This is a genomic window from Devosia sp. UYZn731, assembly GCF_040546795.1.
In the GTDB taxonomy this organism is placed as follows: Bacteria; Pseudomonadota; Alphaproteobacteria; order Rhizobiales; family Devosiaceae; genus Devosia.
Genome location: NZ_JBEPOL010000004.1, coordinates 49,423 through 62,011, shown reverse-complemented (window position 1 = coordinate 62,011; position 12,589 = coordinate 49,423). Strand labels below are relative to the sequence as shown.

Annotated in this window: 10 protein-coding genes; all 10 read right to left on the bottom strand. The window is 62.5% G+C overall.

Annotated features, from left to right (window positions below; all coding sequences use genetic code 11):
• Window positions 1-28 precede the first annotated feature (28 nt).
• The 10 genes from guaD to uraH all read right to left on the bottom strand — a co-directional run bounded on the left by guaD (window position 29) and on the right by uraH (window position 12,475).
• Window positions 29-1,330 (bottom strand): guanine deaminase, encoded by a 1,302-nt coding sequence (gene guaD, locus ABIB57_RS10840; RefSeq protein WP_354040711.1) that lies wholly within the window; start codon window positions 1,328-1,330, stop codon window positions 29-31.
• Window positions 1,327-2,553: a urate hydroxylase PuuD gene (locus ABIB57_RS10835; RefSeq protein ID WP_354040710.1), complete on the bottom strand. Its 1,227-nt coding sequence runs from the start codon at window positions 2,551-2,553 to the stop codon at window positions 1,327-1,329. The genes guaD and ABIB57_RS10835 overlap by 4 nt, the downstream gene beginning before the upstream one ends.
• Before the next feature lie 99 nt (window positions 2,554-2,652).
• Complete coding sequence (locus tag ABIB57_RS10830; RefSeq protein ID WP_354040709.1) at window positions 2,653-3,735, bottom strand: BMP family ABC transporter substrate-binding protein; 1,083 nt, start codon at window positions 3,733-3,735, stop codon at window positions 2,653-2,655.
• Between the two features lie 51 nt (window positions 3,736-3,786).
• Window positions 3,787-4,713, bottom strand: a complete 927-nt coding sequence (locus tag ABIB57_RS10825; protein WP_354040708.1) for an ABC transporter permease — start codon at window positions 4,711-4,713, stop codon at window positions 3,787-3,789.
• On the bottom strand, window positions 4,710-5,792 hold the full coding sequence (locus ABIB57_RS10820; protein WP_354040707.1) for an ABC transporter permease: 1,083 nt from the start codon (window positions 5,790-5,792) through the stop codon (window positions 4,710-4,712). Before ABIB57_RS10820 ends, ABIB57_RS10825 begins: the two co-directional genes overlap by 4 nt.
• Window positions 5,773-7,317, bottom strand: coding sequence for an ABC transporter ATP-binding protein (locus ABIB57_RS10815; RefSeq protein WP_354040706.1), 1,545 nt, complete (start codon window positions 7,315-7,317; stop codon window positions 5,773-5,775). The genes ABIB57_RS10820 and ABIB57_RS10815 overlap by 20 nt, the downstream gene beginning before the upstream one ends.
• Window positions 7,307-8,170 (bottom strand): xanthine dehydrogenase accessory protein XdhC, encoded by an 864-nt coding sequence (xdhC, locus tag ABIB57_RS10810; RefSeq protein WP_354040704.1) that lies wholly within the window; start codon window positions 8,168-8,170, stop codon window positions 7,307-7,309. Before xdhC ends, ABIB57_RS10815 begins: the two co-directional genes overlap by 11 nt.
• Window positions 8,171-8,336: 166 nt before the next feature.
• Entirely contained in the window at window positions 8,337-10,664 is a 2,328-nt protein-coding gene (gene xdhB, locus ABIB57_RS10805; protein ID WP_354040702.1) for a xanthine dehydrogenase molybdopterin binding subunit, read from the bottom strand.
• Window positions 10,661-12,118: a xanthine dehydrogenase small subunit gene (gene xdhA, locus ABIB57_RS10800; RefSeq protein WP_354040700.1), complete on the bottom strand. Its 1,458-nt coding sequence runs from the start codon at window positions 12,116-12,118 to the stop codon at window positions 10,661-10,663. Before xdhA ends, xdhB begins: the two co-directional genes overlap by 4 nt.
• The gene (gene uraH, locus ABIB57_RS10795; RefSeq protein WP_354040698.1) at window positions 12,119-12,475 is read right to left on the bottom strand and encodes a hydroxyisourate hydrolase; all 357 of its coding nucleotides are present in this window, start codon (window positions 12,473-12,475) and stop codon (window positions 12,119-12,121) included.
• Window positions 12,476-12,589: the final 114 nt, after the last annotated feature.

Here is a 12,589-nt window from a genome sequence, read left to right as displayed (position 1 = left end):
GACGAGACTTAAGTCATGCGCTTAAGTGTCACAACCCGCCTAAAGTAGACTTTGCCCTTGCGCCAGCCACATAGACCTCCGCGATCGAGCGGTCATCGCCGAGTGTCTGCAGCAGGAACAGCTCTTCGTAAAGCGCCGTCACAGTTGCCATCCGCAGGGCCATGGCGGGCGTGGCGTTAGCATTGAGCACCACAAGGTCCGCGGCACAGCCGGGTGCGATGGTGCCGATCGACCCCTCCAGCGACAGGGCCCGGGCATTGCCCAGCGTCATCATGTAGAACGAGTTGAACGGCGTCAGCCGCTGCCCGCGCAACTGGGAAATCTTGTAACCCTCGTCCAGCGTGCGCAACATCGAATAACTGGTGCCGCCGCCGATATCGGTGGCAATGCCGATGCGCACGCCGGCCATCATCAATCGTTCGCGATCGAACAGCCCGCTGCCCAGGAACAGGTTGGAGGTCGGGCAGAATACGGCGACGGACCTGGTTTCGGCCAGTACACGCGTTTCGCGGTGGTTGAGGTGAATGCAGTGGCCGATCAGGGTCTTGGGACCGAGGATGCCAAAATCCTCATAGATGCCGGTATAGTCCGCGGCGTCCGGATAGAGCTCCATCGAAAATTTGATCTCGGCGTCGTTTTCGCTGAGGTGGGTTTGCACGTAGCATTCGGGATGTTCGGCCACGAGGGCGCGGGCCATCGCCATCTGCTCGGGCGTAGAGGTGATGGCGAAGCGCGGCGAGATGGCATAGAGCCCGCGCGCCCGGCCATGCCAGCGCGCGATCAGCATCTTTGTGTCGTCATAGCTCGATTGCGCCGTGTCGCAGAGTGCTTCGGGCGCGTTGCGGTCCATCATCACCTTGCCGCCGACCATCAGCATGTTGCGCTTTTCGGCCTCAGCGAAATAGGCGTCGACGCTACGCGGATGGCTGGAGCAATAGGCCACAGCGGTGGTCGTACCGTTGCGGATCAGCTCATCGTAAAACGCCGAGGCGACCGAGCCGGCATGGCCCTGCTGGCTGAACTTTTGCTCCTCGACGAAGGTGTAGCTGTTGAGCCATTCCAGCAGCGAACCCGCATAGGAGGCAATCATCTGGCTCTGCACGTAGTGCAGATGTGTGTCGATGAAGCCGGGCAGGATCAGGTGGGGACGATGGTCGATGACCTGTGCGTCGCCGATGTCGATGGCGGAAAAGTCCTCCAGCGCCACGATTTTGCCATCGGCAATCACCACGGCGCCGTCTTCGAGATAGCGATAGCTTGCCGCGTCATCGAGCCCTTGCGGCTCCGACACGAAGGTCAGCACCCGCCCGCGCAGGATCGTCCGCATCATAGCGCGGAGCCTTCGCGATACCACTCCACCAGCAGCGCGCGTTCCTCGGGCGTGATTTCGCTGACATTGCCCGGGGGCATGGCATGCGCATAGCCGGCCTGGATGGCAATGTCCTTGGCGTGGTTGGCGATGGCGATGTCATTGTCGAGGATGACGTTCTTGGGCGCCTCGTAGATGCCGTCCCAGGCCGGTTCCGCCGTATGGCACATGGCGCAGCGGGTCTGCACAGTCAGGCTGGCTTGCTTGAAATGGGCGGCGGCCATGAACGGTTCCGCCGCCCGCGAGGCGACCAGATCTCCCGCCGAGCCCGGAATTTTCGGCCCGGTCGACAGCCAGGCAATCAGCAGGAACAGCACCACGGCGACGAGCCACGTCCAGTGCGGATTGCCTTTGCGCGCATGGCGGGTGTTGAAATAATGCCGGATCACCACGCCGACGAGGAAGATCAGGCTGGCAATGATCCAGTTCCACTGCGTGGCGAAGGCCAGCGGATAGTGACTAGAGAGCATGAAGAAGATCACCGGCAGCGTCAGGTAATTGTTGTGCAGGCTGCGCTGCTTGGCGATCTTGCCGTATTTGGCGTCGGGCACGCGGCCCGCTTTGAGATCGGCCACCACGATGGTCTGGTTGGGGATGATGATCATCGCCACGTTCGCCGCCATGATCGTAGCGGTGAACACGCCCATATGCAGCATGGCCGCGCGGCCGGTGAACAGTTGGGTATAGCCCCATGCCATCGCCGTCAGGATAGCGAACAACACCAGCATCAGCCCGTTCTGGCTCTGACCGATGGGCGATTTGCAAAGGCGGTTATAGACCACCCAGCCGAGCAGAATCGAGCCGATGGAAATCAGGATGCCCGCCCATTGCGGTACGTCCAGCACGTTGCGGTCGATCAGGTAAATGTCCGCGCCGACGTAATAGATCAGCGCCAGGAGCCAAAAGCCCGACAGCCAGGTGGCGTAGCTTTCCCATTTGAACCAGGTCAGGTGCTCGGGCAAAAAGTCTGGTGCCACCAGGTATTTCTGGATGTGGTAGAAGCCGCCGCCATGCACCTGCCACTCTTCGCCATGCGCCAGGGGCGGCAGGCTCGGGGTCTTGCGCAGGCCCAGATCGAGCGCGATGAAATAGAATGATGAGCCGATCCAGGCGATGGCGGTGATGACATGGGTCCACCGCACCGCAAAGCTCAGCCACTCATAAAGTATGACGAAATCGCCCATCGCCGCCCGCCTAGTTACATGCCGAGGGTAAGCGACAAACGCCGCTCGTGAAAAGAGGCGGGACAAAGCCCGCCCCTCTCCAATTTACATAGCTTAGGATCAGACTGGCTGTTCGACGCCTTCGACGTACCAGTCCATGCTCAGCAGCTCGGCATCGGTCATCGCGACGCCAGCGGCGACGCGCTCGGTGCCGGTATTGTCCTTGATCGGGCCGGTGAAGATCTTGAACGAGCCATCGATCTGACCGGTGCGGATTTTCTCGGCATCGGCAACGACGTCGGCCGGAATCTTCTTGTTGTAGGCGCCCATCTGAACGACCTCTTCCTTGAGGCCTTCCCACGTGTCGCCTGCGGTCCAGGTGCCGGCAATCACCGCCTTGGCGGAATTGACGTAATGCGGGCCCCAATGATCGATGATCGCGGTCAACTGGGCTTCGGGAGCGAAGGCGCTCATATCGGCGCCCTGGCCGAAGCCGCCGACGATGCCGCGTTCCTGCGCGACCTGGAGGGCAGCGGGACCATCGGTGTGCTGGGCGATGATGTCGACGCCCTGGTCGATCAGCGCGCGGGCGGCATCGCCTTCCTTGGCAGGGTCGTTCCAGGTCGAGATATAGACCGGCTTGACGGTGAAGGCGGGATTGATGCGACGGCCCGACAGCGCCAGAGCGTTGATGCCCATGACGACTTCGGGGATCGGAAAGGAGCCGATATAGGCGGCCTTGCCGGTCTTGGACAGGTGGCCGGCAATGGTGCCGCAGACGGCGCGGCCCTCATAGAAGCGCGCATTGTAGAGGCCGACATTGTCTGCCTTCATATAGCCGGTAGCATGCTCAAACTTTACGTCCGGGAATTCGGCTGCGACCTTGATGACCGCGTCGCCGAAGCCGAAGCTGGTGGCGAAAATCAGCTTGTTGCCCTGCTGGGCCAGTTCGCGCAGCACGCGCTCGCAATCGGGGCCTTCAGGCACATTTTCCACATAGGTGGTCTCGACGGCATCGCCGAGCGCGTCCTGCAGGAAGATGCGGCCCTGGTTGTGGCCATAGTTATAGCCATTGTCGTTGATGGTGCCGACATAGATGAAGCCGACTTTAAGCTTCTCCTGGGCAAAGGCGGTGCCCCCGAGCAAAGGCAGTGCGGCGGCGGCGCCACCGATCTTGAGAATGTCGCGGCGGGATAGGGTCATGTGTCTCTCCTGAATGACTTTTCTTGGTTGATCGAGAAGCATTGAGGCCCCTCAATTGGCAGGCATGAACGGCTTGCCGAGGCAGGCCGGAGCATTGGTGGAGGCGTCGCGCCGGAGCGAAATCAGCACCAGTACGACGATGGTGGCGAGGTAAGGCAGAGCGGCCCACAACTCGGATGGAATGATCGCCAGGACACCGCCGCCGGCCTTGGCATAAAGCTCCATGGTCATGACGAGGCCGAACAGATAGGCGCCCGCCAGCAGGCGAAGCGGCCGCCAGGAGGCGAACACCACCAGCGCCACCGCGATCCAGCCGCGGCCGGCAGTCATGCTTTCGGCCCATTGCGGGGTGAGCAGCAGCGGGAAACAGGCCCCCGCAATGCCCGCCATGGCGCCGCCGAAGACGACCGCGGCGTAGCGCACACCGACCACCGAATAACCGATGGAATGGGCGGAATGATCGTTCTCGCCGACGGCGCGCAGGATCAGGCCGGTGCGGGTACGCTTGAGGAACCACCATATGGCGGCCACCATGATGAACGAAAAATAGACGGGGAATGAATAGCCGAACAGCACTCGCCAGAACGGATCGCGGGCAAGCATATCAGGGAACAGCGGCGCCATCAGCGCGATGGGTTTGGCCGAGTACGGCGCCCCAGCCAGAGCCGAAAGGCCGGTGCCGAAAATCGTCAGCGCCAAGCCGGTTGCGGTCTGATTGGCCGAGAGGCTGAGCGTGAGAAACGCGAAGATCAGCGATACCGCCGCGCCGGCAAAGGCGCCGCAGAGCAGGGCCAGATAGGGATTGCCGGTATAGAACTGCGCCACGAACCCGGCGATGGCGCCGACCAGCATCATGCCTTCGACGCCCAGATTGAGCACGCCGCTTTTTTCGGCGACGAGTTCACCCAGCGCGGCGATCAGGATCGGCGTCGCTGCCCCGACCAGGGTAACGATGATGGGGATGAGCATCTCCATCATATGGCTCCCGCTTGCGTCGTGACGACACGGCGGATGCGATAGCGCACCAGGATATCCCCGGCCAGCAGGAAGAACAGCACCATGGCCTGGAAGATGCCGGTGGCGGCATCGGGCAGCTTGATGGTGGTTTGCGCCACTTCGCCGCCAACGAAGGTGATGGCCAGCACAATGCCGGCGAAAATTACCCCGAGCGGATTGAGGCGGCCGAGAAAGGCCACGATGATGGCGGTGAAGCCATAGCCGGTAGCAAAGCCCGGCACCATGCGCTGGAACGGCCCGGCAACTTCGAGCACGCCCGCGAGGCCGGCGAGACCGCCGCTGACCAGCATGGCGAGCCAGATGGTCTTGTTCTCGGAAAACCCGCCATAGCGCGCGGCATGGGGCGCGGCGCCCACGACGCGCATGCGATAGCCGAACACCGAGCGCGACATGATGAACCACGCAACCAAGGCGACGACGATGGCGATAGGCACGCCCAGATGGACGATGGTGTGGGGGATGACGGTCGGCAGTTGTGCCGAGGCGGCAAACCGCCGCGTCTGCGGAAATCCGATGCCCATCGGGTCCTTCCACACGGTGCGGATCAGATAATAGATCAGCTGGATCGACGCATAGGTCAGCATCAGGCTGGTCAGGATTTCATTGACGTTGAGGCGCGTCTTGAGCAGCGCGGGTATGGCCGCATAGAGCGCGCCACCGACCACGCCGGCCAGGATCATCAGCGGCAGGATCCATGGGCCGCTCATGGTGTAGGTGGCAAGCGCCACCCAGGTGCCAGCCAGTGCGCCAACCACGAACTGCCCTTCGGCGCCGATATTCCACACGTTGGCGCGGTAGGCGATGGACAGGCCCGTGCCGATGATGATGAGCGGCGCAGCCTTGATGCCGAGGTCCTGCCATTTATAGGCATTGGTCAGCGGCGTCAGGAACACTTCGCGCACCGCGCCGATGCCGTCATAGCCGATCAGCGAGAAGATGATGGCGCCCACGATCATGGTCAGGATCACCGCGCCGACCGGCGTGGCATAGAGCATGAAGCGGCTGGGTTCAGCGCGTTTTTCAAGCCGGAATTGCATCATGCGCCTCGCTGGTTCCGTGCACACCACCCATCAGCAGGCCAATCTCTTCCACCGATATTTCACCGACCTTTTGCGCCTGCGACAATTGCCCGGCATTGATCACCGCCAGCGTGTCGCATAGCGCCAGAAGCTCATCGAGGTCCTGGCTGATGACGACGATGGCCGAGCCCTCGGCCGCGAGATCCACCAGTGCCTGATGGATGGCGGCGGCGGCGCCCGCATCGACGCCCCAGGTCGGCTGGCTGACCACCAGCACGGTGGGACGCTGCAGGATTTCGCGACCCATGATGAATTTTTGCAGATTGCCGCCCGAGAGCGAGCCTGCGGTGGACCCGGGCCCCAGCGCCTTCACGGCAAAATCGGCGATCACTTTGCCGGTATAGGTCTTGGCCGCGCCTGAATTGATCAGCCCGAGCATGACCATGTGGAGCCGGTTGCGGGCGGTCAGGATGGAATTATCTGAAAGACTGAAATCGCCCACTGCGGCATGGCCATTACGCTCCTCCGGCACGGCACAGAGGCCGTGCTTGCGCCGGCCGGTGGTGTCGAGCAGGCCGAGTGGGAAACCATCAATGGTGATGGCATCCTTGTCCTCGCCCAGAACTTCGCCAGAGAGCGCATCGAGCAAGGCGTTCTGGCCATTGCCAGCGACGCCGGCAATGCCGAAAATTTCGCCGGCCTTGACGGTGAAGCTGACGCCATCGACTGGAACATCGAAATGGCCGGACTTTTTGGTCGAAAGGCGTGAGACGACGAGCTTAGGGGCGCCCATGGTGCGGCCCGGCGCACGCACGATATCCTTGAGTCCGGCGCCGATCATCTTCTCGGCCATGGAGCGCGAGGTTTCGGCTTTCGGATCGCAGGTATCGACCAGCTTGCCGCCGCGCAGAATGGTTGCCGTATCGCACAAGGCTTTGATTTCATGCAGCTTGTGGGAAATGTAGAGGATGGAGCAGCCGCCGGCCGCAAGCTTGCGCAACACGTCGAACAATTGCTCGACTTCCTGCGGCGTCAGCACCGACGTGGGCTCGTCCATGATCAGCAGTTTCGGATCGAGCAGCAGCGCGCGCACGATTTCGATGCGTTGGCGCTCGCCCACCGACAGCGTCGCGACGGTGCGGTGCGGATCAAGCAGCAGGCCATATTGGGTCATCACCGCGCGAATGCGCGCTTCAAGCTCGCGGGCGGGAATTTTGGCATCCATGCCCAGGGCGATGTTTTCCAGCACGGTCAGGGCTTCGAACAGCGAAAAGTGCTGGAACACCATGCCGATACCCAGCGCGCGGGCGGCTTTGGGATTGGCGATGACAGTGCGCTGGCCGTCCCAGACGATTTCGCCGGCATCGGGCTGCATGATGCCGTAGATCATCTTGACCAGCGTGGATTTGCCCGCGCCGTTTTCGCCCAAGAGCGCGTGGATTTCGCCGGGCTTTACCGAAAAACTGACATTGTCGTTGGCGAGGACGCCGGGGAACCGCTTGGTGATGCCGATGAGTTCAAGCCGATGCGGCATACTAGCGTCCATGTATGGCCCCCAGTTTCCTGGTGCCTTGCGCCTGCACAGATCGAGCTTCCCGGCGGCCAATGTGGACCATAATTTCCGCCGCCGCCAGTGCTGCAATCACCTCGGGCCGTTTATCCCCAAGGCCATGGTTACCGATGGGCAGGACCAGCCGGTCGAGCGCCGCTTCGTCACCGCCCTCGGCGCGATACCACGAGGCAAACCGCGCCCGTTTGGTGCGCGAGCCGACCATGCCCACATAGGGACTATCGAAGCGTTTGAGGGCTTCGAAGGCGATCATGAAATCCAGCGCATGGTCGTGGGTGAGGATGACATAGGCGCTGCCTTGGGGGGCGTTGCGCACGACGGCTTCCGGCATGGGCACGGCGCGAGCATCGACATTGGCGGGCAGGCCGATCAGTTCGTCGGTGCGGGTATCGATGACGTGGGTGTGGACTGGCAGCAGCGCCAGCATGCGGGCCAGCGCGCCACCGACATTGCCGGCGCCGAAGATATAAACGTGCGTCTGGGCGGCATCTTCCGCGGCGATGCGCGCGGCAAGCTCATCGCGCAGGGCAGAATCAGCATAGCGCAGGCTGACGCCGACGCGACCGCCGCAGCACTGGCCGATTTCGGGGCCGAGAGGAACGTCCATCGCGTCGGTCGCCTGACCATTGGCGATCAGGCGGCGGGCGTGGTCGATAACCATATATTCAAGAGCGCCACCGCCGATGGTGCCGAAGATGGTGGACGGCCCGACCAGCATGAAGGTGCCTTGTTCGCGGGGGCTGGAGCCGCGGACGGAAGTGAGTTCGGCGGCGATGGCGTCGGGGTTTTGGGCGAGGAAAGTGGTGAGTGCTGGGGTGCGCAGGGTCATGGGGTCTGCCCGCCGACTACCGCGCAGGTGGCGAGATACCCCCACCCTTGATCCCTCCCCACAAGGGGGAGGGAGACGATGGAACCGGGAGGGTCGAGGCTTGCGCCTCCCTCCCCCTTGTGGGGAGGGAATGAGGGTGGGGGTGATGTCGAGATGACCACCATCCTCAACCCCGCGCCTCCCTCTTCAATCGCTCGCAGCCCATCAACACCCGTTCCGGGGTCACCGGCATATCTAGCCGGGGCGCGATTTTGTAATCGGCGACGCTGGCCACGGCCATGGAGAGCGCTTCGACAACGGAATAGCCGAGCACCAAGGGCGGCTCGCCGACCGCCTTGGAGCGGCCGATCGCCGGCTTCTTGTTGACGCTCCATTCGGCCAGCCGAACGTTGAAAATCGGCGGCACGTCGGAGGCCAGGGGAATTTTGTAGGTCGAGGGCGCGTGCGTGCGCAATTGCCCCTTTTGGTCCCAGACCAGCTCTTCGGTGGTCAGCCAGCCCATGCCCTGAATGAACCCGCCTTCGACCTGGCCGATATCGATGGCAGGGTTGAGCGAGCGGCCAACATCCTCCAGCACATCGCAGCGATCGACCAGATATTCACCGGTCAAGGTATCGATGGTGACCTCGGACGCGGCGGCGCCATAGGCAAAGTAATAGAACGGATGGCCACGGCCGGTGGCGCGGTCCCAGTGAATTTCCGGAGTTTTGTAGAAGCCGGCCGCGCTGAGTTGTACGCGGTTCATCCAGCAGGAGGTCGCCAGTTCCGCAAATGGCACGAACTGCTCCCCGGCGCGAATGCCGCCAGCCTCCCAATGCACGTCCTCGGGCGCGACCTCGTGGATGAATGCGGCATGGGCCGTCATCCGGGCCTTGATCTGGTTGGCGCCATCCAGCGCCGCCATGCCATTGAGATCAGTGCCCGACGAAGCGGCAGTCGCCGAGGTATTAGGCACCTTGCCGGTATTGGTCGCCATGATGTGCACATGCTCGACCGGAACGCCGAAGGCATCCGCCACCACTTGCGCGACCTTGATATGGAGCCCCTGCCCCATCTCGGTGCCGCCGTGGCTGAGATGGATCGAGCCGTCGCGATAGACATGCACCAGGGCGCCGGCCTGGTTATGCCAGGTGGCGGTGAAGGAAATGCCGAACTTGACCGGCACCATGGCAATGCCCTTCTTGAGCACGGTGCTGGCGCGGTTGAACTCAAGGATTGCAGCGCGGCGCTTCTGGTAGTCCGAGCTTTCTTCCAGCTCGGCGATCACCCGATGGATGACGTTGTCCTCCACGACCTGATGATAGGGCGTGATGTTGTTGGTGTCGGTCCCGTAGAAGTTGATCTTGCGAATCTCGAGCGGGTCCTTGCCGAGCGCATAGGCAATGTCCTCGATCCAGCGTTCCGCCCCGATGATCCCCTGCGGCCCGCCGAAGCCACGAAAGGCCGTGTTCGAGACGGTATTGGTCATCAGCGGCAGCGAGTTTACCCGCACAGCCGGATACCAATAGGCATTGTCGGCGTGGAACAGCGCGCGGTCGGTCACTGGGCCGCTAAGATCAGCGCTGTAGCCGGAGCGGGCGGCGTAGGTTGCCGTCACCGCCTGGATCTTGCCATCGTCGTTGTAGCCGACATCGTAGTCGACGACGAAGTCGTGGCGCTTGCCGGTGATCTGGAAATCGTCGTCGCGATCGGGCCGGATCTTGATGGCGCAGTTGAGCTTCTTGGCTGCGATGGCGGCAACCGCCGCGAACAGGTTGCCCTGGGTTTCCTTGCCGCCAAAGCCCCCGCCCATGCGGCGCATGTTCACCGTGACGGCGGCGTGGGGAATGCCCATGACCTGCGCGACCATCACCTGGATTTCGGTCGGGTGCTGGGTGGAGCAGTGAATGGTGATTTCGTCGTCTTCGCCGGGAATGGCCAGGGCTGCCTGGCTTTCCAGGTAGAAATGCTCTTGCCCCCCGACCCGGACGCGACCCTTGACCCGCCGTTGCGACACGGCAAATCCCGCATCGACGTCGCCACGTTCGAGCGTGAGCGGCTCAGTCACGAGCTTCCCACCGGCCGCAATGGCAGCGTCGACATCGGTGAAGAAAGGCAGTTCGGCGTATTCGATCTTGACCAGTTTGGCCGCCCGCCGTGCTTCCTCGCGTGTGCGGCCGATCACGGCGAACAGCGGCTGGCCCCAGGTGACGACGCGATCGGTGGCGAAGACCGGCTCATCATGCTTGTGCACGGAGCTGATATCGTTTTCGGCCGGCACGTCCGCGGCGGTCAGTACCGCGACCACGCCTGGCGCGCGGCGCACGGCATCGAGGTCCATGGATACGATATAGGCATGCGGCTTGGTCGACAGCCCTAGATAGGCGTGGAGCGTGCCCTCGGGTTCGACTAGATCGTCGATATAGTCGGCGCGTCCGGCGACCTGTTTGGCGGCGGAGTCGTGCTTGACCGAGGCATGAAGCGGTGAGGTCAGGATGGGAGCCTGTTTGTTCATACCGCCTCCCGCATCAGTCGCTGATCCTGGCCGGTGGTTTGCAGGAAAAACCGGCGCAACAGGTTTTGCGCGGCCAGCAGGCGATACTCGGCGCTGGCGCGCATATCGGTGAGCGGCTGATAATCCTGGGCAAATGCAGGGATTGCTGCATCAATGGTATCAAGCGTCCATGGCTTGCCGACGAGGGCGGCTTCGACAGCCTTGGCGCGCTTGGGCGTTGCGGCCATGCCACCGAAGGCGATGCGCACCATGCCGACAGTGCCAGCATCGTTGACAAAGACTCGGAAGGCGCCGCAGAGGGCCGAAATATCCTCCTCGCGGCGCTTGGAAAGCTTGTAGGTGGCGAATTGTTCGCCGGCCGGCAGATGCGGGATGGTGACGCTTTCGACGAACTCGCCGGGCTGGCGGTCCTGCTTGCCATAAGCGAGGAAATAGTCTTCCAGCTTGATTTCGCGCCGATGCTGGCCACGGCGCAGGTGCAGCTTGGCACCAAGCGCGATCAGCGGCGGCGGGGTGTCGCCGATGGGAGAACCATTGGCGATATTGCCGCCGATCGTGCCCATATTGCGGATTTGCTCGCCGGCGATGCGATCCCACAGTTCGGCCAGTTGCGGGAAATACGTGGTCAGTGTCGGCAGCGCCTCGGAATAGGAGACGCCTGCATAAAAGCGCAGCTCGCTATCGTTCTCGGCGATGCGCTTGAGCTCTTGCAGATGGCCGATGAAGATCACCGGGCTGATATCGCGCATGAATTTGGTGACCCATAGCCCCACATCGGTCGCGCCCGCGATGATGGTGGCTTTGGGATTGGCCTCATAGAAAGCAGCGAAATCGTCGAGGCTGGCGGGAATGATGATGCTGTCGCCGATTTGCACGCGCGAACCATCGTTCAGCGCCACAATGCGGGCCTTGAGCGCGATGCGCTCCGCACGCAACGGATCAGCCTCGGGCGCGCCATAGGACGAGATCGCCTTGGCGGCGCGGATGATGGGGGAGTAGCCGGTGCAGCGACAGAGATTGCCCTGCAGGGCCTTTTCGATGGCGGGCTGGGCCGGATGGGGATCGCGCATCCACAGGCCATAGAGCGACATGACGATGCCCGGCGTGCAGAAGCCGCACTGGCTGCCGTGGTGATCCACCATGGCCTGCTGCACCGGATGCAGCGTGCCATCCTTGGCGGCGAGGTGTTCGACGGTTACGACGTGGGTGCCGTGCAGGCTGCCGACGAAGCGGATGCAGGCGGTGACCGAATCATAGATGATTTCGTCGCCCAAGAGGCGCCCGACCAGCACGGTGCAGGCCCCGCAATCGCCTTCGGCACAGCCTTCCTTGGAGCCGCGCAGGCGTTTGGTCAGGCGTAGATAATCGAGCAGCGTCGCGTCGGCCGCCACGTCGGTGAGGGCGATTTCCTCGTCATTGAGGATGAAGCGGACGGCGTGGCTGATCGCGACCATCTAGCTCCCCCGATACGTCGAATAAGCGAAGGGGCTGACCAGCAGCGGCACGTGATAATGGCTGTCGGCGCTGATCTCGAAGCGCACCGGGACCACGTCGAGGAACGGGTTCTCCAGCTCGACGCCGAGACGCTCGAAATACTGCCCGACATGGAAATGGATTTCGTAGATGCCATGCTGGAACTGGTCTTCATCCAGCAAAGGCTGGTCCACGCGGCCATCGGCATTGGTATAGCCTTCGCTGATGTGATGGGTGTGATCCCCATGCACGAACAGCAAATCCAGCCGCATGCCGCGGGCAGGTTTGCCGTGCATGGTATCGAGTACGTGGGTTGTCAGGCGTCCTGAACCCGCCATTCGCTGCTTTCCGTCTATGGTCCCCAACAGCGAGACTATCGCAATTGACGGGGACGCCAAGGGGGTGTTCGCCTAATTTTTACCAGATGGTCCATTTTTGTGCATCTTGCCGTG